Origin of the sequence: Allobosea sp. LjRoot9 (genome assembly GCF_964252745.1) — a bacterium.
GTDB lineage: Bacteria > Pseudomonadota > Alphaproteobacteria > Rhizobiales > Beijerinckiaceae > Allobosea.
Genome location: NZ_CAXUPC020000003.1, coordinates 61,024 through 86,413 on the forward strand (window position 1 = coordinate 61,024; position 25,390 = coordinate 86,413).

The 25,390-nt window shown below is 66.6% G+C and carries 20 protein-coding genes; 11 read left to right on the plus strand and 9 right to left on the minus strand.

Annotated elements, in window-relative coordinates:
* Window positions 1-127: 127 nt before the first annotated feature.
* Together ACSQ3P_RS14865 and murA are read right to left on the minus strand one after the other, a co-directional pair.
* Window positions 128-1,012: a BadF/BadG/BcrA/BcrD ATPase family protein gene (locus tag ACSQ3P_RS14865; RefSeq protein WP_436166327.1), complete on the minus strand. Its 885-nt coding sequence runs from the start codon at window positions 1,010-1,012 to the stop codon at window positions 128-130.
* Window positions 1,009-2,268, minus strand: coding sequence for a UDP-N-acetylglucosamine 1-carboxyvinyltransferase (gene murA, locus ACSQ3P_RS14870; RefSeq protein WP_436166328.1), 1,260 nt, complete (start codon window positions 2,266-2,268; stop codon window positions 1,009-1,011). The genes ACSQ3P_RS14865 and murA overlap by 4 nt, the downstream gene beginning before the upstream one ends.
* 137 nt (window positions 2,269-2,405) lie before the next feature.
* Here murA and nagA point away from each other — a divergent pair, with 137 nt between their 5' ends.
* The 7 genes from nagA to ACSQ3P_RS14905 all read left to right on the plus strand — a co-directional run bounded on the left by nagA (window position 2,406) and on the right by ACSQ3P_RS14905 (window position 12,637).
* Entirely contained in the window at window positions 2,406-3,527 is a 1,122-nt protein-coding gene (gene nagA / locus ACSQ3P_RS14875) for an N-acetylglucosamine-6-phosphate deacetylase (protein ID WP_436166744.1), read from the plus strand.
* 72 nt (window positions 3,528-3,599) lie between these two features.
* Entirely contained in the window at window positions 3,600-4,535 is a 936-nt protein-coding gene (locus ACSQ3P_RS14880; RefSeq protein ID WP_436166329.1) for a 2-dehydro-3-deoxygalactonokinase, read from the plus strand.
* An 8-nt stretch (window positions 4,536-4,543) separates the two neighbouring features.
* Entirely contained in the window at window positions 4,544-5,155 is a 612-nt protein-coding gene (locus ACSQ3P_RS14885; RefSeq protein WP_436166330.1) for a 2-dehydro-3-deoxy-6-phosphogalactonate aldolase, read from the plus strand.
* Between the two features lie 272 nt (window positions 5,156-5,427).
* Window positions 5,428-6,177, plus strand: coding sequence for an IclR family transcriptional regulator (locus ACSQ3P_RS14890; RefSeq protein WP_436166745.1), 750 nt, complete (start codon window positions 5,428-5,430; stop codon window positions 6,175-6,177).
* 5 nt (window positions 6,178-6,182) lie between these two features.
* Window positions 6,183-10,034: a hydantoinase B/oxoprolinase family protein gene (locus ACSQ3P_RS14895; protein WP_436166331.1), complete on the plus strand. Its 3,852-nt coding sequence runs from the start codon at window positions 6,183-6,185 to the stop codon at window positions 10,032-10,034.
* Window positions 10,035-10,087: 53 nt separating this feature from the next.
* Complete coding sequence (locus ACSQ3P_RS14900) at window positions 10,088-11,758, plus strand: OPT/YSL family transporter (RefSeq protein ID WP_436166332.1); 1,671 nt, start codon at window positions 10,088-10,090, stop codon at window positions 11,756-11,758.
* A 192-nt stretch (window positions 11,759-11,950) separates the two neighbouring features.
* Complete coding sequence (locus ACSQ3P_RS14905) at window positions 11,951-12,637, plus strand: AroM family protein (RefSeq protein ID WP_436166333.1); 687 nt, start codon at window positions 11,951-11,953, stop codon at window positions 12,635-12,637.
* A gap of 65 nt (window positions 12,638-12,702) precedes the next feature.
* On the opposite strand, the gene ACSQ3P_RS14910 is transcribed toward ACSQ3P_RS14905, so the two are convergent.
* From ACSQ3P_RS14910 to ACSQ3P_RS14940, 7 genes are all read right to left on the minus strand, one after another.
* Window positions 12,703-13,674 carry a succinylglutamate desuccinylase/aspartoacylase family protein gene (locus ACSQ3P_RS14910; protein ID WP_436166334.1) on the minus strand — a complete coding sequence of 324 codons (972 nt, stop codon included), beginning with the start codon at window positions 13,672-13,674 and terminating at the stop codon, window positions 12,703-12,705.
* 32 nt (window positions 13,675-13,706) lie between these two features.
* Window positions 13,707-14,528 (minus strand): ABC transporter permease, encoded by an 822-nt coding sequence (locus tag ACSQ3P_RS14915; RefSeq protein WP_069688389.1) that lies wholly within the window; start codon window positions 14,526-14,528, stop codon window positions 13,707-13,709.
* 114 nt (window positions 14,529-14,642) lie between these two features.
* Window positions 14,643-15,578, minus strand: a complete 936-nt coding sequence (locus ACSQ3P_RS14920) for an ABC transporter permease (protein WP_436166335.1) — start codon at window positions 15,576-15,578, stop codon at window positions 14,643-14,645.
* A 68-nt stretch (window positions 15,579-15,646) separates the two neighbouring features.
* On the minus strand, window positions 15,647-17,248 hold the full coding sequence (locus tag ACSQ3P_RS14925) for an ABC transporter substrate-binding protein (protein WP_436166336.1): 1,602 nt from the start codon (window positions 17,246-17,248) through the stop codon (window positions 15,647-15,649).
* A 114-nt stretch (window positions 17,249-17,362) separates the two neighbouring features.
* A complete protein-coding gene (locus ACSQ3P_RS14930; RefSeq protein ID WP_436166337.1) occupies window positions 17,363-18,991 on the minus strand; it encodes an amidohydrolase in 1,629 nt (542 codons plus the stop codon).
* Between the two features lie 89 nt (window positions 18,992-19,080).
* Window positions 19,081-20,553 (minus strand): M81 family metallopeptidase, encoded by a 1,473-nt coding sequence (locus ACSQ3P_RS14935; RefSeq protein WP_436166338.1) that lies wholly within the window; start codon window positions 20,551-20,553, stop codon window positions 19,081-19,083.
* A gap of 211 nt (window positions 20,554-20,764) precedes the next feature.
* Complete coding sequence (locus tag ACSQ3P_RS14940; protein WP_436166339.1) at window positions 20,765-21,889, minus strand: saccharopine dehydrogenase C-terminal domain-containing protein; 1,125 nt, start codon at window positions 21,887-21,889, stop codon at window positions 20,765-20,767.
* 122 nt (window positions 21,890-22,011) lie between these two features.
* On the opposite strand from ACSQ3P_RS14940, the gene ACSQ3P_RS14945 reads away from it, so the two are divergent.
* The 4 genes from ACSQ3P_RS14945 (at window position 22,012) to ACSQ3P_RS14960 (ending at window position 25,379) form a co-directional block, all read left to right on the plus strand.
* Window positions 22,012-22,443: an Lrp/AsnC family transcriptional regulator gene (locus ACSQ3P_RS14945; protein ID WP_436166340.1), complete on the plus strand. Its 432-nt coding sequence runs from the start codon at window positions 22,012-22,014 to the stop codon at window positions 22,441-22,443.
* A 152-nt stretch (window positions 22,444-22,595) separates the two neighbouring features.
* Complete coding sequence (locus tag ACSQ3P_RS14950; RefSeq protein WP_436166341.1) at window positions 22,596-23,423, plus strand: phosphogluconate dehydrogenase C-terminal domain-containing protein; 828 nt, start codon at window positions 22,596-22,598, stop codon at window positions 23,421-23,423.
* Between the two features lie 509 nt (window positions 23,424-23,932).
* Window positions 23,933-24,622, plus strand: coding sequence for a GntR family transcriptional regulator (locus tag ACSQ3P_RS14955; protein ID WP_436166342.1), 690 nt, complete (start codon window positions 23,933-23,935; stop codon window positions 24,620-24,622).
* Between the two features lie 49 nt (window positions 24,623-24,671).
* Window positions 24,672-25,379 carry a type 1 glutamine amidotransferase gene (locus ACSQ3P_RS14960; RefSeq protein WP_436166343.1) on the plus strand — a complete coding sequence of 236 codons (708 nt, stop codon included), beginning with the start codon at window positions 24,672-24,674 and terminating at the stop codon, window positions 25,377-25,379.
* Window positions 25,380-25,390: the final 11 nt, after the last annotated feature.

Genomic DNA, 25,390 nt, shown 5'->3' on the forward strand with positions numbered 1-25,390 from the left:
CGGGTGTGATGCATCGCCAGGGACAGCCTGATCGCCCGGTTTCCCTTCGTCGCCGCCTGCCTCGGCATGGCGCTGCTGACTGGCATGGACACGCTGGCGAAGGCGTCCCCAGAGTCCATAACAATCTCTAGGCCGCCATCGTCCGCGCCAGGATGATCGCGCCCGAGACGGCATCGCCGTCGGCGGGCTTGAGGCGATGGCGGACATCGGGCGAGAGCCAGGGTTCGATCGCGCTCGACAGGCCGCCGAGCAGCGTGACGCGCGGCGCGCCCTGGTCGAACAAGGCGCGCACGAGCCCGTCGATCTGCTCGGCTGCGCCCTGGACGATGCGCCGGCCGGCTGCGTCGCCCTGATTGGCATGGCGCATCACCAGAGGAGCGAAGGTCGCGTAATCGGTCGCCGTGGCGCGGTCCATCCAGGCGACAGCCTCCGCCGGCTCGTTCTGGAAGCGCTGCATCACCTCGCCGAGCAAAGCGGTGCGTTCATGGCGGCCGTCATGAGCCCGCAAGGCGAGCCTGACAGCTTGCAGGCCGAGATCGGCGCCGCTGCCTTCGTCCGAGATCGGGAAGCCATAGCCGCCGACACGCAGCTCGCGCCCTTCGACGCGGCCGATCCCCATCGAGCCCGTGCCGGCGATCACGATCGCGCCGTCCTGGCCGGAATGCGCGCCGAGGCAGGCGGCGAAGCCGTCGCTGGTGAAGGCGATGTCGGCGAAGGGGTGGGGCAGGGCCTGCAGAGCCTCCAGCGCGCCCTTGCGGCCGAGCCCCGCAAGCCCGATGCCGGCGCAGATGGAGCCACGCGCCTCACCGGCAATACCGGCCTCCTGCAGGGCGCCCTCGACCGCCGTCATGATCGAGGCCCAGGCCTTGTCGATGCCGAACCGCGTCGCCGCCGGTCCCGACAGGCCCTGGCCGAGCACCTCGCCCGTGTCTGTCTCAAGCCGCGCGCGGCAGCCCGTGCCGCCGCCATCGACGCCCAGATAATGACGCGCTTGCCCCGACACAGCGCTCAATCCTTCAATCGGGTGATGTCGGCACCGCAGCGGCGGAGCTTGACGTCGAGCTGCTCATAGCCGCGGTCGAGATGGTAGACGCGGTTGATGATGGTCTCGCCCTCGGCGACCAGCGCCGCGAGAACGAGGCAGACCGAGGCGCGCAGATCGGTCGCCATCACCTGCGCGCCCCTGAGGGGCGAGCCGCCGCGCACCAGCGCGGTCGTCGCCTGCAGCGTGATGTTGGCGCCGAGCCTCTGGAGTTCGGGCACATGCATGAACCGGTTCTCGAACACGGTCTCGCGGATCATCGCCGCGCCGGCGGCCTGCGTCATCAGGGCCATGAACTGCGCCTGCAGATCCGTCGGGAACCCCGGATAGGGCTCGGTGCTGATGTCGACGCCGGTGAGGGCGCCATCGCCGGAGACGATCAGGCCGCGATCGCCCGGCCAGATCCTGACGCCGGCTGCCTCCAGCACCTGCGCGACCGAGGCCATCTGTTCGAGCCTGGCATGGGTCAGTTCGAGCTGGCCGCCGGTGATGGCGGCGGCGATGGCATAGGTTCCGGCCTCGATGCGGTCGGGGATGATCTGGTGTTGCGTTGCGCGGAAATCGGTGTCGCCGGCAATCAGGATGCGGTGCGTACCGGCGCCTTCGATGCGCGCGCCCATGGCGATCAGGCAATCGGCGAGGTCGGCGACCTCCGGCTCGCGCGCCGCGTTGACGATTTCGGTCTCGCCCTTGGCGCGGGTCGCCGCCATCATCGCGGTCTCGGTCGCGCCGACCGAGGGCGAGCCGAGCACGATGCGTGCGCCCTTCAGCCCCGCCTTCGCCTCGGCGACGATCGTGCCGCCTTCGATCTCGATCCTGGCGCCCAGCGCCATCAATGCCTTGACGTGGAGGTCGACCGGGCGCGCGCCGATGGCGCAGCCGCCGGGCAGCGAGACCCGCGTCGTCCCGAAGCGGGCGAGCAGGGGGCCGAGCACGAGCACGGTCGCGCGCATGCGCCGGACGGTGTCGTAGGGCGTTTCGCCGCCATTGGCCGCGCCGGCGTCGATCGTGGCGGAATGAGGATCATGGCGCGTGACCGTCGCGCCGTGAGCGTGGACGACCGCCAGCATGTTGTCGATATCGCTCACGGCGGGGAGGTTGGTGAGCGTCAGCGGCTGGTCGCTCAAAAGGGCTGCCGCGATCTGGGGCAGACTCGCATTCTTGGCGCCGGCGATGGTCACCGCGCCTTCCAACCGCTTGCCGCCGACGATCCTGAGCCGATCCATGAGCTTCCTCTTGTGACGAGCTGAATGGTGTTATACTGGTCTTGTCAAGACAAGACCACAACAAGGCGGCGTCGCGCCGCGCGAACGGTCCTCAGCCCTTGCATCGCGATCCCTCTCCTTCTTGGCAAGGCCCCCATCTGATCGCGGCGTCGCAGCTTTTCGACGGCGAACGGATGCTGGGACCGCGCTCGGTCGAGATAGCCGGTGGCGTCATTGTCGCGCTGCATGAGCCGGGCGAGGCGCCTGCGGGGCTGCCTGCAAGGCAACTGCCCGCCGGCAGCCTGCTCGCACCGGGCTTCATCGATGTCCAGGTCAATGGCGGCGGGGGCGTCCTGCTCAATGACGATCCGTCCGTGGAGACGGTCCGCACGATGGCTGCCGCGCATCGCCGTTTCGGCACGACCGGGCTGCTGCCGACATTGATCACCGACGCACCGGACCGCTTGACCGCGCTCGCCGGGATCGCCAGCGAGGCGCTGGCGGTCCCGGGCGTGCTGGGCTTTCATCTCGAAGGCCCCTTTCTGAATCCGGCGCGCAAGGGCATCCATCCGCCGCAGCATATCCGCTTGCCGGGCGAGGCGGAGATCGCGCTGTTGATGCGGTTCGGCATGATGGGCCGTTCGTTCTTGACGCTCGCGCCGGAACAGGTCGACGGGGCTGTCCTGAAGCGGCTCGCTGCTGCGGGCCTGCGCATCGCGATCGGCCATAGCGATGCAACCGCGGCCGAGGTCGCGGCGGCCGTGGGTGATGGCGCGACGGGCGTGACGCATCTCTTCAATGCGATGTCGCAGATGACACCGCGCGCGCCGGGCGTCGTCGGCGCAACGCTGGCGGATGAGCGCCTCTTCGCCGGGATCATCTGCGACGGTCTGCATGCCGATCCGGTCAATCTGCGCGCTGCCTTCCGTGCCATGGGGCGCGACAGGCTGATGCTGGTCACCGATGCGATGTCGCTTGTCGGCTCCGACAAGGCATCGTTCCTGCTGCATGGCCGCGCTATCACCCTGAAAGACGGGCGCCTGACCGACGCGCAAGGCACGCTCGCAGGCGCGCATCTCGGCATGATCGAGGCCGTGCGCAATGCGGTCAGGCTGATGGGCGTGACGATCGAGGATGCGCTCATCATGGCCTCGCGGACGCCGGCGCATTTTCTCGGGCTGGACAAGGAGCTTGGGCGGATCGTGCCTGGCTACCGGGCCGACCTCGTCGCCTTTGACGCGACAAGCGTGCTCGCGACCTGGATCGATGGCCGGCCCTGACGATCGCGCTTGCGGCTTCGCCCGCAGGCTGCATAACTCCGCCGCCTGAATTTGCGCCGGACCTTTACGCCCATGAGCCCAGCCTCGCATCTGATCGCCATCGACTGGGGCACCTCGTCGCTGCGGGCGGCGCTGATGGACCGCGACGGCGCCATCCTCGACCGGCTGCAATCGGGCGATGGCGTCATGGCGATGCTGGGGCGCGACTATGCCGAGCGCTTCGAGAGCCTGTTCGGCCCCTGGCTCGACCGCCATCCCGCCGCGACCGTCCTGGCATCGGGCATGGTCGGCAGTCGCCAGGGCTGGCGCGAGGCGCCCTATGTCGCCTGCCCCGCCAGTTTTGAGGATCTGGCGCGCGGTATCGCCTATATCGAGGTGGAGGGGCGCGGCCGGATCGGCCTCGTGCCGGGTCTCGTCAGCGATGAGGCCGGGCAGGCGCCGGACGTCATCCGGGGCGAGGAGGTCCAGGTTTTCGGCGGCCTGCGCCTCAACGGGCAAGCCAGCGGCGTCTTCGTGCTGCCGGGCACGCACAGCAAATGGGTCGTGGTCGAGGAGGGGAGGATTGCGCGCTTCCACACCTTCATGACCGGCGAGCTCTACGGTTTGCTCAAGCGGCATTCGATCCTGGGCAAGCTGATGCCGGAGGACAGCGAGCCGGCTTTCGCTCCCGCCGCCTTCGGGGCCGGCTGCAAGCTCGCGCTCTCCGACGAAGCGGGCGCGCTGCTGCACAGGCTATTCTCGGTCAGGACGACCGGGCTGTTCCACCGATTCACAAGCGAAGAGTTGCCGAGCTATCTCTCCGGCCTGCTGATCGGGGAGGAGGTGCGCGAGGCAAAGGCGCTGATCGGCGATCACGCGCTGAGTTCTGTCCAGCTTATCTGCCGCGAGGATCTGGCGCGCTCCTACCGGCTCTGCCTCCAGGCCGCCGGGATCGATAGCACCTGGATCGACGATGCAGCCTTTCTCGGCCTGTTCGATATCGCCCGCCGCAACGCCTTGATCGCCTGAGGTCCAGCATGAGCTTTCACGACGCGCTCCGCGCCTTTCCGTTCATCGCCATCCTGCGCGGCGTCAAGCCCGACGAGGTCGTCGGCCTCACCGAGGAATTGATCGCGGCGGGTTTTCGCACCGTCGAGGTGCCGTTGAACTCGCCCGAGCCGCTGCGCAGCATCGAGGCGCTGGCGCGCGCCTTTCCCGACATCCTGATCGGCGCGGGCACGGTGATGAGCCCCGACGCCGTGGCCTCGGTCGAGCGGGCGGGCGGGCGCCTGATCCTGATGCCGCATAGCGACGGGGCGGTCGTGCGCGCCGCCAAGGAGCGCGCCTTGACCTGCGTGCCCGGCGTCGCGACGCCGACGGAGGCGTTCGCCGCGCTCGCCAACGGGGCCGATGCGCTGAAGATGTTCCCGGCCGAGCAGATGCCGCCTGCCGTGGTCGGCGCCTGGCGCGCCGTGCTGCCGGCGGGGACGCTGCTCGTCCCGGTCGGCGGGATCAGCCCCGACAAGGTCGAGGCCTACCGCAAGGCCGGCGCCGGCGGCTTCGGCCTCGGCTCGGCGCTCTACAAGCCCGGCATGACGCGCGAGCAGATCCGCGGCACGGCGCTGGCTTTTGCGCAGGTGTCGGCCTGACGCGATAGGCCTGACGCTAGCCACGCAGCCCCGCCGCTTGGGGCGCTGTTCCCACGACAATTTTTACAGAGCCGCGCGCCTCCTCGCGCGGCTTTTGCATATGGCTGGCCGTGTGAAGCACTGCCGCGGGCGAGCGGGACATGTCGGGCCGTCATGGCTCGATTGACTCCCGATCGTAGCGGCGTGTATGTTCCTGTTATTGCAACTTAAGTTCCATTTAATGGAACTTTTTGAGATGCGCTCGATTGTCCATCCTGCTCGCAGCCGCTGATGTGCTTCGTTGCTTCTCCAGCACGCGTCACGATGTGACGGTGACGGATCTGGTTGCTTTGCTCGACATGCCGAAAAGCAACGCGTCGCGCCTGCTGCGGACGATGCGCGATGCCGGGCTTCTGGAGACGGTCGGCGACAGCAAGCGCTACCGGCCCAGCGTGCTTTTGCATCAGGCTGGGCAGGTCTACCGCTTCTCGGCTTCCCTGATCGATCGCGCTGACGCGGTCGTTGCGCGGGTCTCGGCCGAGATCGGCCATACCGGCTATATCAGCGTACGCCAGGGCACCGACATCATCGGCGTTACCGCTCATCCCGGTCGCCATGCGCTGCGGGTGGTCACAGCGATCGGCGACAGGATCGCGGCTTTCGCCTCCAGCACCGGCCGGGCTTTGCTGGCGCGGCTGCCAGATGACGAGATCCGCCGCCTCTATGCCGGCGGCTTCGCGCCGCCATCGGCCACGGCGCCGCAGAGTTTCGACGAATTGTTCGCCCGCCTCGCGACCGAGCGCGCCCGCGGCTATGCCGAATCCGAGGATGAGGCCGTCCGCGGCGTCGGCGCGATTTCGGTTGCGGTCGGCGATCCCGTCAGCGGCGACGAGGTCGCGCTCTGCATTTCCTTTCCGGCGGCGATGGCCAGTGCGGCCGAGCGGGCCGCCATCATCACCTCCCTTGGTCAAGGAGCGGCCGCGATCGCCGCCATCACCAAGGATCCCCGCTTCATCCCCCTCTCATCCTCTATCGCGGAGTGAGCTCCATGAGCACGCGTTGGCGCATCGGCTTCGACATCGGCGGCACCTTCACCGATTTCATCCTCTATGACGCGCAGGAGCGTTCGGTCCGGCTGCACAAGCGCCTGACCACGCCGCACGACCCGTCCGAGGCGGCTCTGATCGGTCTTGAGGAACTGGTCGCCATGGCCGGCATCACGCTGGCCGAGATCGGCGATATCGTCCACGGCACGACGCTGGTGACCAATGCTGTGATCGAGCGCAAGGGTGCCAAGCTCGGCCTGATCACCACCCAGGGCTTCCGCGACATCCTGGAGATGGGAACCGAGCAGCGCTACGACATCTACGATCTGTTCCTGACCTTCCCGGAGCCGCTGGTCTCGCGCGAGCATCGGCTCGAAGTGGCCGAGCGCATCGACCGCGACGGCAAGGTCGTCACGGCCCTCGACGCGAATGCCGTGCGCAAGGCTGCCGGCGAACTCGCCGCCGCCGGCTGCGAGGCGATCGCGATCTGCTTCCTGAACAGCTATCGCAACACCGCCCATGAGCGCGAGGCCGGCCGCATCGTCCGCGAGGCCTTCCCGGAGCTGACCGTCTCGATCTCCAGCGAGGTCGTCGCCGAGATCTGGGAATATCAGCGCTTCGTCACCACGGCCGCCAACGCCTATGTCCAGCCCTTGATGGGGCGCTATCTCGAGCGGCTGCAGCGCGAACTCGCAGCGCGTTCATTTGCCGGCGCACTGCGCCTGATGCATTCGGCCGGCGGCCTGGTCTCGCCTGAGACGGCGCGCGCCTTCCCGATCCGCCTGCTGGAAAGCGGTCCCGCGGGAGGCGGGCTGGCGACGGCCCTGTTCGGCGAGCTTGCCGGCCATAAGGATGTGATCTCCTTCGATATGGGCGGCACCACCGCCAAGGCCTGCATGATCGAGGACGGCCGCGCCGAGATCGCGCCGATGCTGGAAGCCGGCCGCGTCAACCGCTTCGCCAAGGGCTCCGGCCTGCCGATCAAGGCGCCCGTCATCGACATGATCGAGATCGGCGCCGGCGGCGGCTCGATCGCGGCGATCGACGAGGTCGGCCTGCTCAAGGTCGGCCCGCATTCGGCGGGCTCCGATCCGGGCCCGGCCTGCTACGGCATGGGCGGCACCAAGCCGACGGTCACCGACGCCAATCTCGTGCTCGGCTATTATGATCCAGGCTTCTTCCTCGGCGGGCGCATGGCGCTCGATCTGGAAGCGGCGCGCAAGGCCGTCGCCTCGATCGCGACCCCGCTCGGTCTCTCCGTCGAGGAGGCCGCCTGGGGCATCCATAAGGTCGTGACCGAGAGCATGGGCGCTGCCGCCCGCGTCCATCTCGTCGAGAAGGGCAAGGACCCCCGCCGCTACGCCATGGTCGGCTTTGGCGGCGCCGGTCCGGCGCATGCCGTCGATGTCGCGCGCGTGCTCGGCGTCAGCCAGGTCATCATCCCGCCGGCCTCGGGCGCGGCTTCCGCGCTCGGCTTCCTGGCCGCGCCGCTGTCCTTCGATCTCGTCCGTTCGCTGCCGGTCGAATTCGCCGAGGGCTTCGACGCTGCTTCGGTCAACGCCATGCTGGCCGAGCTGGAGGCGGAAGGGCGCAAGCACCTTCTCGAAGCCGGCGTGAAGCCGGCCGACATTGCCGTCGAGCGCTCGGCCGATATGCGCCTCGTCGGCCAGATGCACGATATCGCGGTCGACCTTCCGGCCGGGACGATCGACGCGTCGAGCCTGGAGGCAATCCGCATCGCCTTCGCCAAGGCCTATTCGGCCCGCTACACCTCGGTCTATGAGGGCGCGCGGCTGGAGGCGATCAATTTCCGCGTCCGCTGTGTCGGTCCCTCGCCGACGCTCTCGCTCTCCGGCGCCGCCGGGGGGGGCGAGGCCAGCGCCAAGATCAAGGGCAGCCGCCAGGCCTGGTTCGAGACCGGCTGGAGCGAGGCCACGGTCTATGACCGCTATGCGCTGCGCCCCGGCGACAGCATCAGCGGACCGGCCATCATCGAGGAGCGCGAGGCAACGACGATCGTGCCGCCGGGCGACACGGTGGCGATCGACGAGGTCCTGAACCTGCTGATCAGCGTCGCCAACACCAGCGCGGCCGAGGTCACCATCACCGCCGACATGCCGATGGCGGAAGCGGCGCGCCGCATCGAGGCCGATCCGATCTCGCTCGAGATCATGTGGAGCCGCCTCGTCAACGTCGTCGAGGAGATGTGGCTGACCGTCTGCCGCACCGCCTTCTCGCTGGTGATCTCGGAATCGCAGGACTTCGCCTGCGAATTGCTCGATCCGGAAGGGGAGACGCTGGCGCATAGCCCGCGCGCCATGCCGGTGTTCAACCTGACGCTGCCGCGCGCGGTCAAGGCGCTGCTGGAACGCTACCCGGCCGAGACGCTGAAGCCCGGCGACGTGCTGATCACCAACGATCCCTGGCTCTGCGCCGGCCATCTCTTCGACATCGCCATCGTCACGCCGGTCTTCCTGGGCGAGCGTGTCGTTGGGCTGATGGGAACCGTCGGCCATGTCTCCGACATCGGCGGCACCAAGGACTCGCTGCGGGCCCGCGAGATCTATGAGGAAGGCTTCCAGATCCCGCCGATGAAGCTCTACGAGGCCGGCCGGATCAACGAGACGCTGGTCAGGCTGCTCGGCGAGAACGTCCGCAATTCCGAGCAGGTGCTCGGCGACCTGCACTCCTTCGTGGCGGCCAACGCCATCGGCGCCGAGCGCCTGCAGTCCTTCATGGCCGATTACGGCATGCAGGATCTGCGCGCGCTCGCCTTCGTCGTGCAGAACCGCTCGGAAAAGGCGATGCGCGAGGCGATCTCGGCGCTGCCGGACGGAACCTATCACGGCACCGTCTCGAACAACCCGCTGGGCACGCCGATGACCTATCCGCTGGCGCTGACGGTCAAGGGCGACACGATCCATCTCGACTTCGCCGGCGCACCGCCGCAGCTGGCGCAGGGTGGGCTGAACTGCACGCTGAACTACACCAGCGCGCATGCGACCTACCCGCTGAAATGCATGCTGACGCCGAATGTGCGCGGCAATGCCGGCTGCTACCGGGCCTTCACGCTCGATGTGCCCAAGGGCTCGATCCTGAACTGCGACAAGCCGCTGGCGGTCAATCTGCGCACCCGCACCGGCTGGTACATCGCGCCCAACATCTTCCGGGCGCTGTCGCAGGCCGCGCCGAAACAGGTCCAGGCCTTCACCGGCCTGCCCGTGGCGGCCAATGTCTATGGCCGGGACGAGGCCGGCAGCACCTATTCCGACATGCTCTTCGTCGGCGGGGGCCAGGGCGGTTCCGCCCATGGCGACGGCAAATCGGGCCTGCTCTACCCGACCTCGGCGGCCAACACCTCGATCGAGACCTTCGAGGCGCGCGTTCCCGTGCTGGTTGTCGAGAAGACCTATCTCCAGGATTCCGGCGGTGCCGGCCAGCAGCGCGGCGGCCTCGGCCAGCGCGTCAAGCTGCGCAAGCTCGCGGCCGACGGCCTGCCGACCTTGGTCTCGCTCTATCCGGAGGGCGTCAACAACCCGATCCCCGGCCTGTTCGGCGGCCAGCCGGGCGGCGGCGCTTCGGGCCGGGTGCTCAATGAGGCCGGCGAAGTGCTCAAGGATGTCGGCACCGGCCAGCTGGTCCAGGTCATGCATCCCGATGAGATCGTCGAGCTCGTCCTGGCCGGCGGCGCCGGCTATGGCGCGGCTTCCGAACGCTCACCCGATGCCATCGCCCGCGATATCGCCCTCGGCTTCGTCTCGCCGGAGGCCGCCAGGCGTGACTACGGCGTCGCGAGCGGAGAGGCGCTGCAGGACGAGCAGGAGACCAAGCCCGGCGCGTTTGCCGCCGGCTGAGATCATCGCCAATCGGCGTTCAAGCCCGAAAGGGGCAAAGAGGGGGACTACCTATGACTGAACCTACCGGGGCGAGGCCGCAGAAGCACCCGAGCCTGTTCGAGCCGGCGACGCTGGTGCTGATCGGCATCCTCAGCGTCTTCGGCGCCATCATCGGCATGCAATTGCTGGTGTCTCTCGGCGTTACCGCCAACACCTCGCTGATCGGCGCGATGGCGGCGATGGCGCTGGCGCGCCTGCCGCTCGGACTGTTCCTGCGCTACCGCTCGATCCATGTGCAGAACCTGGCGCAGAGCGCGATCTCGTCGGCGACCTTCGGCGCGGCCAACAGCCTGCTCCTGCCGATCGGCATTCCCTTCCTGCTCGGTCGTCCCGACCTGGTCCTGCCGATGTTCGCCGGCGCCTTCATGGCGATGCTGCTCGACGCCTATCTGCTCTACCGGATGTTCGACTCGCGCGTCTTCCCGGCGACCGGGGCCTGGCCTCCGGGCGTCGCTGCCGCCGAGGCGATAAAGGCCGGTGACGAGGGTGGCCGCAAGGCCGTGCTGATGGGGGTCGGTTTCGTCACCGGCATCGCCGTGTCCTTCATCAAGATCCCGCTGGCGGCGATCGGCTTCGTCGGCTCGACTGCCGTCTCGGGCATTCCGATGTCGGCTTTCGGCGTCGCCTTCATTGGCAATATCTGGGCGCTGACCATGTTCGGCATCGGCCTGTTGCTGCGCGGCTATTCCGGCCAGCTCTTCAACAACGAGACCTTCGCCACGCTGATCCCCAAGGGCGATCTGATGGCGGCCTATATCCCGCACGGCTTCATGATCGGTGCGGGCATCGTCGCGCTGTTCCAGGTGGTGCAGCTGCTGATGCAGCGCAACGAAGCCGCCCGGAAGGCCGAGGCTGCCGCGGGCACGTCGGACGCCGCGGTGCGCCGTGCGCTCGGGCTGGGCACCATCGGCTATCTCGTGATTGCCGTGTTCATCGCGCTCGCTGGCGGGCTGATGAGCGACATGTCGATCGGCATGCTGATCCTGTTCGTGCTCTATGCGGCCTTTGCGGCCTATGTGCATGAATTGATCGTCGGCCTGGCGGCGATGCATTCCGGCTGGTTCCCGGCCTTTGCGGTGGCGCTGATCACGCTGATCATCGGCATGCTGATCGGCTTCCCCATCCCGGCTCTGGCCTTGCTCGTCGGCTTCTCCGCCGCGACGGGGCCGGCCTTTGCCGATATGGGCTACGACCTCAAGGCTGGCTATATCCTGCGCGGCAATGGCGTCGATCCCGCCTTCGAGCTCGACGGTCGCCGCCAGCAGCTCTTTGCGGCGATGTTCGCCTTCGTCATCGCCGGCATCGTGGTCCTGGTCTCCTATCAGAGCTATTTCGCCCAGAACCTCGTCGCTCCAGTCGACAAGGTCTATGCCGCGACGATCAAGGCCGGCGTCGCGCCGGGCGTCGCCTGGTCGCTGTTCATGTGGGCGATTCCAGGCGCGATCCTGCAGTTCATCGGCGGACCGAAGCGCCAGATCGGCGTGCTCTTCGCGACCGGCCTGTTGATCAACTTCCCGATGGCGGGCTGGGCCGTGCTGACCGGCATCGTCTGCCGGTTGATCTGGGAGAAGCTGCGCGGCGCGAGCGGTGAAGGTGACATGGAGGTCTTTGCCGCCGGCGTTATCGCGGGCGATGCGATCTTCAGCTTCTTCGACTCCGTGTTGAAGGGCTTCAAGCGCTAGAGCAGGATGCGAAAAAGTGGGAACCGGTTTTTCGCATCGATCCTGCTCTAACTCTTTGATGAGAGACGGATTCAGATTTCAGATCGGATCACTTGGTGACCCGATCTGAAATCATTCGGCTCTAGCGCCTGAGCCTGCGTGCCGGGGCTCCTCCCGGCACGCAGGCGTCCCCCATAACGACGAGATCCCACCATGACGATGACGGTCCGCAAACTCGGCACGCTCACCATCGGCCAGGCGCCGCGCGCCGATATCACGCCCATTCTCGACGCCGTCATCGATGCGGGGACGCCGCGCCGGCATGCCGGCGTGCTCGACGGTTTGAGCCGAGCCGAGATCGAGCGTGATTTTGCAGCCCGTCCGGGTGAGGCGATGCTGATCACCAAACTGCTCGACGGCTCCTCCGTGATCATCGACAGGAGCAAGACGGAAGCGGCGGCGCGGGCCAAGCTCGCCATGCTGGAGACTGAGGGCTGCAGCACGATCCTGATGCTCTGCACCGGCCATTTCGAGACGCTGACCTGTGATCATGCGCGCCTGATCGAGCCCGACCGCATCCTGCCGCCGACCGTCGCTGCCCTGACGCAGGGGGCGCGGCTCGGCATCATCGTGCCGATTCCGGAGCAGATCGCCAGCGAAGCCGGCAAATGGGCGGGGCTCGGCCAGGAGCCGCTCTATGGCGCGGCCTCTCCCTATGCGGAGCCCAGCCCGGCGCTGGCGGAGGCCGCGCGCGACCTTGCGCGGCGCGGCGCGCAGATCCTGCTGATGGACTGCATGGGCTTCGTCGAGAGCCATCGCCGCGAGGCGGCGGAGGCTTCCGGTTTGCCGGTCATCCTGTCCAACAGCCTGATCGCGAAGCTGGTCTCCGAGATCGTCTAGATCTAGCTCCCTGTTTTATCGCATTTTCTTCACGCGAACCGGTGTCCACTTCGCTCGAAAATGCTCTAGGGGCGCCGCGCGCTCGCCACGCCGAGACAGCAGATGCCTTCGCCGAGCTTGGCGGTGGCGTTGGGAAAGATGGTGAAGCCGTCGCGGGCTGCCGCGACCGGATCGCCATTGGCGCGCCGCGCGATCACCTGGCCGGCCGCGATGCGGTCGCCGGTTTTCCAGACCCCTTCGAGACGGTCGCCCTCTGCCTCGCAGAGCACCTGATCGACCATGTCGATCACTGTGCGTCGCAATGGCGCGAGCGGCGGCGCATCGACCAGCCCGAGATGGATGAGCGCGTTGTGGATCGCGGCATGGCCGACATTCGCCGAGTCGGGGTCGTCATGCCGGCCGCATTCCAGCGTGACGCCGTAGCCCCCGGTGAAGCGCATATATTCCGTGGTGCCAAAGCCCTCGGTGACCGAGAGCGGCGGCAGGTTCAACCGTTCGCGCGCCGCGATCTGGCGGGCATAGATGGGAAGCCAGCCATGGGTCAGGATGTCGGGGCCGAGGCAGGCGGCAAAGGCCGCTTCCTCCGTGGCATGGCGGAAGGCTTCGAGCTCGCCGGTGTTGTTCTCGGGGCCGAAGAAGACGAAGGGCTCGCCCTCGCCCTTGAAGGAGTGGATGTCGAGCAGGACATCGTGCTGGCGCAGCAGGGCGCAGAGGCGGTTGCCGATACGGTCCTCATTATCGGCGGGCAGGGGCTTCTCGCGCAGGTCGCGGTTGAGGTTGCGGTCGCCCTCGCGGGTGTTCTGCCGATAGGCCTTGGGATTGGCGACGGGCACGAAAGTGACCTCGCCGCGCAGGACCGTCAGCCGGCGCTCGCGGCAATCAGCAATGGCGCGGGCAATGGCGTTGGGGCCGCAGATCTCGTTGCCATGGACTGCGCCGAGCACGATCAGCCTCGGGCCGGCCTTGAGACCGTGGAAGCGCACGCTTTCCAGCGGCGCGAGATCGATTGCGGCGTTGGGGCTGGGCTTGGTCGTCATCGTCGGTCTCGGTTCCGGGAGTCGATGGCCGCTCAGGCGCGGCGCGTTTGCGAGTGGGGGTCGAGGATGTCGCGCAGGCCGTCACCCAGCAAGTTGAGGCCGAGCACGGTCATGAAGATGGCAAGCCCTGGAAAGACCGAGATCCAGGGCGCGGTGGTGATCTGGTCGCGCGCATCCGAGAGCATCGAGCCCCAGCTCGGGAAAGGCGGGCGGATGCCCAAGCCGAGGAAGGACAGGGCAGCCTCCGCCAACACCGCCCCGCCCATGCCCAGCGTGCCGATGACGATGATCGGGCCGGCGATATTGGGCAGGATTTGTTTGAGCATGATCCGGGTATTGCCGCTGCCGAAGGAGCGCGCCGCCTCGACATAGCCCTGCTGCTTGATCGAAAGCGTCGCCGCCCGCGAAAGTCGGCAGGTATAGGACCAGTTGGTCAGGCCGAGCGCGATCAGGAGGCTGGTCAGGCCGGGCTGCAGGATCGCCATGATGGCGAGCGCGAAGATCAGCGAAGGGATCGAGAGCATCAGATTGGTCAGGCCGTTGACGAAATCATCCCACCAGCCGCCCCAATAGCCCGCCGACATTCCCAGTGCGACCCCGATCAGGGTGTTGATCAACTGCGAGACGATGCCGACGGTCAACGAGATGCGCGCGCCGTAGAGCACGCGGCTGTAGATGTCTCGCCCCTGCGCGTCGGTGCCGAACCAGAACTCGGCGCCGGGCGGCACCTCGGCATTCATCAGGTTGGCGTCCATGACCGGATCTGTATGCGCCAGCCAGGGCGCCAGAGTGCCACCAACGATCACAGCTGCGAAAAGCACGCCGCCGATCCAGAGATTAGCTCTAAATTTCATAAGCTCGCTCGACCCTAGAGCATTTTCCGCGTTTCTCCCCGCGGAAATGCTCTACCCCCTTGTTTTATCGCATTTTCTTCACGCGAACCGGTGTCCACTTCGCTCGAAAATGCCCTAGCTGTATTTGATGCGTGGATCGATCAACGCGCAGAGCACGTCCACGACGATATTGACGATGAGAAAGAACAGCACGAGCAACAGGATGCAGGCCTGGACGACGGGTATGTCGCGCAACGAGACGCTATCGACCAGCAGCGACCCGATTCCCGGCCAGGCGAACAGCTTCTCGATCACGACGGCGCCGCCCATGATCGAGCCGAACTGCAGGCCGAGCGTCGTCAGCACGATGACGGCCGCGTTGCGTGCCACATGCCAGCGCATCACCCGGGCTTCGCTGTTGCCCTTGGCGCGCGCGGTGCGGACGAAGTCTGCGTTCATCACTTCGAGCACGGCAGCCCGTGTGGTTCGTGCCAGCAGGGCCAGCGGCGCCACGCCGAGCGCGACAGCCGGCAGCACGAGATAGCGCGGATTGCCGTCGCCATAGCCGAAACTGGGGAACCAGCCGAGCAACAGGGCGAAGGTGTACATCAGCATCAGGCCGAGCCAGAACTGCGGCAGAGACAGGCCGGAGACGGCGACGACCATTGACTGCATGTCGACCCATCCGCCGGGCTTGAGAGCGGCAAGAAAGCCAAGCGGGACGCCGAAGGCGATCGCAAACAGCATCGCGGCCATGGCAAGCTGCAAGCTAGGCCAGATCCGCTCCGACAGCGAGTTGACCACGGGCTGACGTGTCCTGAAGGATGTCCCGAGGTCCAACGTCAGCAGTTTCGCGGCGTATTTGCCAAAGCGCACATGCACGGGTTCGTCGAGACCGAACTGCGTATTCATCCGCGCCACCGCCTCCGCATCGATGACCGAGCGGCCATCGGAGCTCTGTGTGGATGCGAAGTCGCCGGGGATCACGCTGAACATCACGAAGACCAGCGCCGCGACGGCGAGCAGGATCGGCACGGCCTGCAGCAGTCGCTTGAAGACATAGGGCAGCATGGGGAGCTCCTGGCCATGAACCGCCCGGCGGAACGAGCCGCCGGGCGTAGGGACTTGGCGCGGGAGGGTTACTTCGCCGCCGGCGAGGAGGCGTCGATCCAGAGATCCTCGAAATATTGCAGGGCAAGCTCCGTCGCGTTCGGCTGCAGGCCGTGCAGCCAGGGCTGATAGGCCAGCACCGCCTTGTTGTAGTTGAAGAACCAGACCGGCGCGTCGGCATAGACGATCGCATTGGCCTGTTTGACGAGGTCGAGGCGCTTGGCGGCGTCGCCGGTGGTGCCGGCCTCATCGAGCAATTTGTCGACCGCGGGGTTCTTGTAGGTGGTGTAGTTGCAGGCGCTCTGCGGCGTCGCCGAATGGAAGCACTTCATCGCCGTCAGCGGGTCGGGCCCCGAGGTGTTCGACCAGATATAGGCCTGGAAATCGCCCTTCGCGACGATGCCGCCCAGCGCCGAGCCCTCGACCGGCTTGACCTTCACCTTGATGCCGACCTTGGCCAGCATCGGGATCGTCGCCTCGACGATCGGCATGCCCCAGCTCTCATTGGGCGTCGCCGTCCATTCGAATTCGAAGCCGTCGGGATAACCGGCCTCGGTCAGGAGCTTCTTGGCCTTCTCGGGATTGAAGTCATAAGGCTGCATCGCCTTGTCATAGGCTGGCGAGGAGAGCGGCAGCCAGCCGGTGGCGCGATAGGCCTTGTCGCGGACGAGGCGCTTGATGATCAATTCGCTGTCGATAGCGTGGTTGATCGCCTGGCGCACGCGCTTATCGGCAAAGGGCTTGAAGCCCGGATTCATGCCCATATTGCGGGTGAAGACCTCGGCGACCTCGAGGATGCCCTTCGACAGATTGGGGTCGGCCTTGTAGGCGACATATTGCGTCGGCCCCAGGATCGAGACGTCGATCTCCTTGTTGCGGAAGGCGACGTCGCGGGCGGCAGCCTCGCCCATCGGCGAGATTACCAGCTTGTCGGCATAGGGCTTGCCGGGCTTATAGAACTTCTCCCAGCGCTCGAAGACCATGCGCGAGCCGGGAACATGCTCGACGAATTTGAACGGGCCGAGTCCGATCGGCTTGTTGAAGAAGTCGGGGGCCTGGGCCTCCTTGGCGGGGTAGATCGAGGTCGTCGCGGCGTTGAAGAGGAAGCCGGGCTCGGTGCGCTCGGTGAAGGTCATCTCGAGCGTGAAATCGTCGATCTTCTTCAGGCCGGAAATCTCCTTGGCCTGGCCCTTCTCGACATCGATCGCACCCTTGAGCAGGCGGACATAGCGTGCGGCGGGATAGCTCTTCGAGCCGTCCATCAGGCGCGTGAAGGTCCAGATGATGTCGTCGGCGACCATCTTGCGACCGTTATGGAAGAGCGCGTCATCCCTGAGCTTGAAGGTGTGGACGAGGCCGTCGGCCGAGACCTCGACGCTCTTGGCGAGCTCCAGCACCGGCTTGTTGTTGGCCGAATCCCAATTGTAGAGCGAGCGGTGCAGCGCCTTGCCGTAGATGTCGTCCTGGATCTGATTGGAGACGTGGCTGTCATTGCTGACGAAGGAGGCCGCATAAGGCGCGGTGAAGCGGATGGTGCCGCCCTTGCGCGGTTCCTGTGCCTGGGCACCGACGTTTTGCACGCTGAACGCTGCCAGCGTCAGCGCGGTCGTGAAGACTAATTTCTTGAGCACGGTAGTTCCTCCCAGTTTTTTTAAATTCCGTTCCGGCGTTCTTGCCGGAATCGATTGCTTCCATTTGGAACTATAACGGAGTTCAGGCGCGCGTCCTCCCTCTCGGAGATGGTTTCAGGCGAGACCGAGGCGATCATGGACGATCTGCCCGTTCAGGATGGTCAGGTCGCAGCATGTGTCCTTCAAGATCTCGTCGGGCGCCGCCGTCAGCAGGTCGCGCGAGAACACGGCGACATCGGCCAGGAAACCAGGGGCGAGCCGGCCCTTCACGGCCTCCTGCTTCTGCGAGAAGGCGCCGAACTCGGTATAGGCCTGCAGCGCCTCTTCGATCGAGACGCGCTGGGCCTCGTCCATCACCGTGCCGCGCCAGGTCTGGCGGGTCAGCATGGCGTGGAAGTTCGGGAAGGGATCGGGGTCGCAGACCGGCGCATCGCTGCCGGTCGCAGGCTTCAGGCCGAGATCGAACCAGGTCCTGAATGGATAGCTCGGCAGAGCCCGCTCTGGCCCCAGAACCTTGACATAGGCATCGCCGAAATCGTGGATGAAGACCTGCTGCGGGCAGGGGTATATGCCGGCCGCGACCATGCGTTCATGCTGCCTGGGTGTCGAAAAACCGCAATGTTCGACGCGATGGCGCCGGTCCGGGTCGGGATGGGCTTTGAGCGCCTTCTCATAGGCCGTGATCAATTGTTCGATCGCGGCGTCGCCGATGGCGTGGCAGGCGAGCTGGTAGCCCTTGGCATGGATATCCATGACCATGCGCTCGAGTTCAGCATCGTCCAGCATCCAGACGCCGGTGGTCTTGTCCTCGCCGAGATAGGGCTGGCTCATCCAGGCGGTGCGGCCGCCGGCCGAGCCGTCGAGGAAGAGCTTGACCGCGCCGATCATCAGCATGTCGTCGCCGGTGCCCGAGATCAGCCCGGCGGCATGGCATTGCGGCACGATCGAGCGGCCCTCGTCGCCGAGCAGGGTCAGCCAGGTGCGCACCGGCAGGCGGCCGTCGCGCTTGGCGCGATGGTAGGCGGCGATCTCGGCGAAGCCCGCCTTCTGGCCGACGGCGGCGTCCATGCAACTGGTGATGCCGAGCGAGAGCAGGTAGTGCCCGGCGCGCTCGATCGCTGCGACGATCTCGGCCTCGCTCGGCAGCGGGATCACTGCCTGGATCGGGGCACGGGCGTTCTCGGCGAGCAGGCCGGTGAGTCGGCCGTTCTGTTGCTCGATCAGGCCACCTTGCGGCGCCGGCGAGGCTTCGTCGATACCGCCGAGCGCGAGCGCGGCCGAGTTGCAGATCGCGATATGGCCGCAGGTCCGCACCAGCATGACCGGATTGTCAGGGGCGGCGCGGTCGAGTTCCTCACGGAAGGGATGGCGGCCGGTGTCGAGCTTGGTCTGGTCGTAGCCGCGCGAGAGGATCCATTCGCCGGGCTTGGCCTTGGCGGCGCGGGCTGCGATGGCGCTGAGCAATGCCTCCAGCGTCGGCGCGGCGGCGGGCTTTGAATCGACCCAGTCCATGGTCAGCCCGAGCGAGACCAGATGGAGATGGGAATCGTTCAGGCCCGGCGTCGCCAGCCGCCCCTTCAGATCGATGACCCGTGTCCCGGGGCCGATCAGCGGCGCGATCTCGCTGTCCTGGCCCGCAGCGAGCACCTTGCCCTGCCAGAGCGCCAGCGCCTGCTTGACCCCATCCTCGCGGCCACACCAGATCGGGCCGTTCCGCAATACGATATCGGCCTGCACGCTCATGGGCGGGACCTCGTTGCCACGTCGCTCGCCTTGGTCATCGCTGTCCTCCGGTTGCCTTGTGGTTGCCGGCGCTTCAGGGCCGGTCGTCGTCAGATATCGTCGAGCGGGAAGATCGGCCGGCGCACCTTGCGGTAGGGCCGGGTCTTGAAGTTGCGGGTCGAGAGCGCGCCGGTATCGACCTCCAGCACCTCGCGCGCGACGGGCTCGAAGGCGGCGCGGAAATGCTGCATCGACTTGACGATCAGGGTCGATTTGCGGGCCGGATCGACGCCGAGCGAGGTGAACTGGGCGAGATCGGTCGCCTGGCCGTTATGGCTGATCACGATGATCTCGACATCGTCGACGCGCAGCAGGGCGGACAGTCCGTAATTGCGCCAGACGCCGCCGCCCATCGGGCCATAGGCGATGAAGTGGCCGTCGGTCAGCGCCACGACATGGGCGTCGAGATCGAGCGGCCTGCCGCCCGTCGATGGATCGACCTTGCCGCCGAGCTTGAGCTTGAACCGGTTGCCGACACCGGCCGCCTGGGCTGCAAGAGCGGCCTGCGGATCGCGGATGGCATGGAAGCCGACGTTGCTGAGCCCGGCATCGAGCACGGCGCGCAGCAGATTGGTGGCGTCGCCATAGGCGCCGGAGCCCGGATTGTCGGAGTAGTCCGAGATCAATAGCGGCTTGTCATGCCGCCCTTCGCCAGCCTTGGCGCGGGCCATCGCTTCTGCCAGCGGCGTGAAGCTGATCGAGGAGAAATGCCGCTGCTCCCAGGCATAGTCCATCAGCTCCTCGGCAATGGCCTGGGCCTGGCCGCGATCATTGGCGGTGACGGCGACGGAGGGGCCGATATCGTGGACATCGGCGGAGGAGAAGCCGGCCTGCACGCTGACGACCAGCGCCTCGCCGGAGGCCTCCAGGGCGTCGCCCCGGCGCAGCAATTCCTTGAAGGGCGGGGAGGTCGTGCGGCCGCCATCGAGTGCGTAGAGGATCGGGCGGCGGGCGACCGTGACCTGCGGCCTGATTTCGCCGGCCATGGCTCGTTCGAGCAAGCGCGCGCCCTGCCAGCTCCGCTCGTACTGATCGATATGGGGATAGGTGCGGTAGGAGATCAGCGCATTGGCGCTGTCGGCCATGAGCTGCGTCAGGGTGGCGTGGAGGTCGAGCACGGCGACGATCGGGATGTCGGGGCCCAGCCGCTTGCGCAGCCGGGCGAGTAACTCGCCCTCGCCATCATCGGAGCTTTCTGTCGCCATCGCGCCGTGGAGATGCAGCAGCACGCCGTCGGTGCCGGCGCTGGCGTCGAGGATATGGCCGGCGAAGAGCTCGAAAGCCGCATCCAAGACGCGGCCGGACGGGTTGGCGCCCGTCACGAGCGGGTGAACGAGGTTCCAGCCGAAATTCTCGGCGGCTTCGAAGGCTGCGCCCATCGCGGTTCGCGTGCCACGAAAGGCTTGCGGAATCGCGTTGCCGAGATAGACGCCATGCGCCTCGAAGGCGTCCTGGCCGGTGAGCTGAACACTGAAGGTGTTCGTCTCATGCATGAATTCCGCGATCAGTACGCGCCGCCCCATCGCCTCTCCGCCCTCCCAGAGCCGGATGAAGAGCAGGTTTCACGCGAAAGCCGGTGCCGGCCTTCTCGCATCCTGCTCTGGTCGTTTCCTGTCCCAATACCCTTTTCGACTCTTGTGGCCGGTCGTTCGGGGTGCTGCCAATTCCCTTGCGTGCATGTGCTCCCTGCATCCGGGCGCTTGCCGAGCCCGGGCGGATATGCTCGCCGCCTTGTCAGGCGGCGCGGCTGGTCTCACTCGCCGGCATGTCGCCATGGTCTTGCGCGCGGGCGTAGACCTTGCCGAAGCGGTTGGCGAGGAAGGCCTGAAGCGTGATGTCCTCCTGCCGGACGAAGCCGCTTTGCGGGAGGGTTCCGTCCGCAAGCAGATCGAGCACCGTGCAGATGCCGGCTGCGGTGGTGATCTGGATGGCGCTGCGCGTCACGCCGTCGACCAGGCCGCTATAGATCTTGTGAGCGTAGGTCTCCTGCACGAGGCGGCCGCCTTTGCGTCCGCTCACCGTGACGAAGACGATGACGACGTCCTGCAAGGTGCTCGGCAGCGCGTTCTCGAAGATGTCCTTCAGCACGTCGCGACGATCGGCCAGGCGCAGGTCCTGCAGCAGCACCTTCATGAGCGCGCAATGGCCGGGATAGCGGATGGTGCGGTAGTTCAGCGTGCGGACCTTGCCGGCCAGCGTCTCGCAGAGCGTGCCGAGACCGCCCGAGGTGTTGAAGGCCTCGTAGGTGACGCCGTCGAGCGAAAACTCCTCGCGCTCCTCCAGCGCCGGGACGAGGACATGCTCGCCATTGGCGATCGCCTCGCAGGGCTCGCAATATTCGTTGATGATCCCGTCCGTGCTCCAGGTCAGGTTGTAGCCGAGTGCGTTGGAGGGATATTGCGGCAGAGCGCCGACCCGGAGCTTGAGCGAGTCCAGCGTGTCGAAATCGTGTGCCAGATCGGCGGCCACGATCGAGATGAAACCGGGCGCGAGACCGCATTGCGGGATCAGCGCGGCCTTGGCGTCGACAGCCAGTTCCTTGACGCGCTTCGTGCTCGCGACATCCTCGGTCAGGTCGAGATAATGCACGCCGAGCGGGGCGGCGGCCTCTGCGATCCGCGTCGTCAGATCGTAGGGCGCGGCGCTCAGCACGGCGAAGCGGCCGGCGAGCAGGCGGTTCAGGGCCGCGGCATCGGCGATGTCGATCGTCTGGGTCGAGACGGTCGCGCTCTTGCGGATGCCGGCGAGCTGAACGTCGGAACGATCCGCCAAGACGACGCGGTAATCGCCGCTTCCACCGAGCAGATCGGCGATCGTCGCCCCGATCTTGCCCGCGCCAACCACCACCACGTCGCGCATCGTCTTCGCCCTCAGCCACTGTTCTTGAAAGCGATGGTCGCTCGCGGCTTCATCGGATAGAAGCCGCGAACGCGACGATTCATATGGTATTTTTCGGCATATCGCCGTAAGCATTGTGCAAGATGACGATCGATCAGACTGACCGCCTCCTGCTCGTGTTCCTGACCGAGAACGCCCGCGCGCCGGTCGCCGAGCTCGGCCGCAAGCTCGGCTTGTCGCGCACCACGGTGCAAAGCCGGATCGAGCGGCTGGAGCGGCGCGGCGTCATCGCCGGCTATACCGCGCGCCTCTCCGACGATCATGAGAAGGGGCTGGTCAAGGCGCATGTGCTGATCACGGCGATGCCGAAGCTCGCGCCCAAGGTCGAGGCGGAGCTGCGCCGGATTCCGGAGGTCCGGACGCTGCACTCCGTCAGCGGGCATTTCGACATGATCGCGATCGTGGTGGCGCCCTCGATCGGCGAGCTCGACCAGCTCATCGACCGGATCGGTGGACTTGAAGGCGTCGAGCGGACGATGTCCTCGATCATCCTCTCGACGCGGATCGAGCGCTAGCCGCCGGTGTCCGGCGCTCCATGGCTTGCCAGGGGCGGGCGCAGCGGCTTTGATCCCGGGAGGCCGTCTCTCACGACGCGGCGGATTCAATCATACCAATCAGCTTGCATATCAAACAGCCTGCTCAAGCAGGCGGCTATCGGGAGAGAAGCATGACGGTCGTTGCATTGTTCGGCGCTGGCGGAAAGATGGGGATGCGGCTTGGGCGCAACCTGGCCGGGTCGCGCTTCCAGACACGCCATGTCGAGGTCAGTCCGGCCGGCCGCGAGCGCGTGAAGCAGGCCTATGGCGTGGACTGCATCGACGCGGGCGAGGCTATTATCGGCGCCGATGTCGTGGTGCTGGCGGTGCCCGATACCGCTGTCGGCGCGGTCGCGCATTACCTCGTGCCGAAACTCGCTCCCGGCACCATGGTCGTCATCCTCGATGCCGCCGCCCCGCATGCCGGCCATCTGCCTGAGCGCGCCGACATCACCTATTTCGTCACCCATCCCTGCCATCCGCCGATCTTCAACGACGAGACCGATCCGGCGGCGAAGGCGGACCATTTCGGCGGCATCGCCGCCAAGCAGCATATCGTCAACGCATTGATGCAGGGGCCTGACGCGCATTATGCGCTCGGCGAGGAGGTCGCGCGTGCGATCTGGGCGCCGGTGATGCGCTCGCACCGGGTCACGGTCGAGCAGATGGCGATCCTGGAGCCGGGCCTGTCGGAGACCGTCTGCGCCACGCTGCTGGATGCGATGCGCGAGGCGATGGAAGAGGCGATCGCGCGCGGCGTGCCGCGCGAGGCGGCGCGCGATTTCCTGCTCGGCCATATGAACATCCTCGCCGCCGTGACCTTCGAGCAGGTCCAGGGCGTGTTCTCCGATGCCTGCAACAAGGCGATCGTCTTCGGCAAGGACACGATCCTCAAGCCGGACTGGAAACGGCTTTTCGAGCCGGAGGAGATCGCCGAGAGCGTGCGCCGCATCACGTGAGGGGCGGGCCTGAAATGAACCGAGCGATCTCAGGGAATTGCGATCGCTTGCCATCCCCGCGCCGTCATTCCGGACAAGCCGCGCAAGCGGCGCTGATCCGGAATCCATCGAAGGGCGACGTACTCTACGATGGATTCCGGGGCTCCGCTTCGCTACGCCCGGAATGACGGCGCGTAGGTGGTCTGGACAGAGCCTCTAAAATCATTGGCTTCATTTCGGGCCAGGCTCTGAGGAGCCTGAAACAATCGCGCTCCGCCCAGGATGACCGCGCGTTTGATTTCCAACTATATCATATTGAAATCGCGACGCTTCCTGTTCCGTTTCTGACGGGCGTGACCTCTGTCACCTCATGCGTCGCTCATTCCCGACGCCGGTCCTGCGGGCCTGCGCTCGCATCTCCTGCCTCAAATTTTTGCTGAGCCCGCTCACGGATTGAGCGCTTGCGCGCCAATAATCTCTTGACGTGTCCCATTGGTATACCAAAAATATCCCACAAGGAGCCAACGCCTTTGACCACGTCATCAAGCCTCACCGCAAGCCTTGCCGACGACAGCGACGAGTCGCTCGCCGAGCGCGCCAAGCAGCAGATCCGGCAGATGATCCTCGCCGGGGAATTGCCCGGCGGCGCGGTCGTCCAGGATCGCCGCCTGGCCGAGAAGCTCGGCCTGTCGCGGACGCCGGTTCGCGAGGCGCTCGGCCGACTGGCGGGCGAGGGCTATCTGCGCCGCGACCGACGGATCCTCACCGTTCATTCGGTCTCGATCGAGGACGTCATGGAAATCCTGGCGACCCGTCGCGTCCTCGAAGGCGAGACGGCGCGGCTGGCGACCGGCCGGCTCGCGCCGGCGCGCATCGCCGAGATCCGCGCCGCCGTCGAGGGCATGGTCAGCGCGGCTGCCGTCTCGCATGACAAGCACTGGTCGGTGGACGATCTGGTGCATCTCTCCATCGCCGAGGCCGGCGGCAACGGGCTGATGGCGCGCATGGTCAAGGATTTGCGCGAGCGGACCCGGATGTTCGGCCTCGCCCGGATTCCGCGCCGCTTCGATCCGGGCAAGGGCGAGCATCTCGCCATTCTGGCCGCGATCGAGGCTGGCGATGCGGAGGCCGCCGCGCGGGCCATGCAAAGCCATATCGACAATGCCCGCCAGGGCATCCTCGACCTGCTGGCGGGAACGCTGGCGAGGGATGCGCGGTGAAGCGGCTTAGCATCAGGTCACGGCGCGCAAGCCGAGAAGGGACGACGAGATGAGCGGACGATTGCTCTTCCTGCAGAATGGGCCCAACCGGGACTCGGTCGCGCAACTGCCCGAGCGCTTTGCCTCCTGGGGCCTCGATGTCGATGTGCGCTGGGCCTATGACGGCGACTTCCCCGAGCGGCTCGACGGCTATGCCGGCATCTTTCTCTCCGGCAGCCCGCATGGCGCCTATGAGGACGTGCCCTTCATCCACCGCGAGCATGAATTGATCCGCGAGGCCGAGAGCCTCGACATCCCGATGCTCGGCGTCTGTTTTGGCAGCCAGATCCTGGGCTCGGCGCTGTGCGGGCGCGACCAGGTTTTTCGCCGCTCCTTCTGCGAGGTCGGCAATAAATGGCTCGATGTCGCGCCGGCGGCCCGGACGGACCTGATCGCCGATGAGATCGGCGAGCGCGTCTACATGTTCGTCTGGCACAATGACGAGGTGCGCGCCGACCACCCGGACATGACGATCCTGGCTTCCAGCGATCTCTGCCCCAACCAGATCTGGCGTTATCGCGACAGGAAAGTCTGGGGCATCCAGGGCCATCCCGAGGTGACGCAGGCGCAGGCGCGGGTCTGGTTCGAACAGAACCGGGTCACGATGGAGCGCGACGGTGCCGATATCGACGAGCTCAAGGCGAGCGCCGACGAGGCGCTGCCCGCCAAGACCATGCTCAGCAAATTCGCCGCCCTGTGCGGCGCCACGGTCGCGTAGCCCGCGTCCAA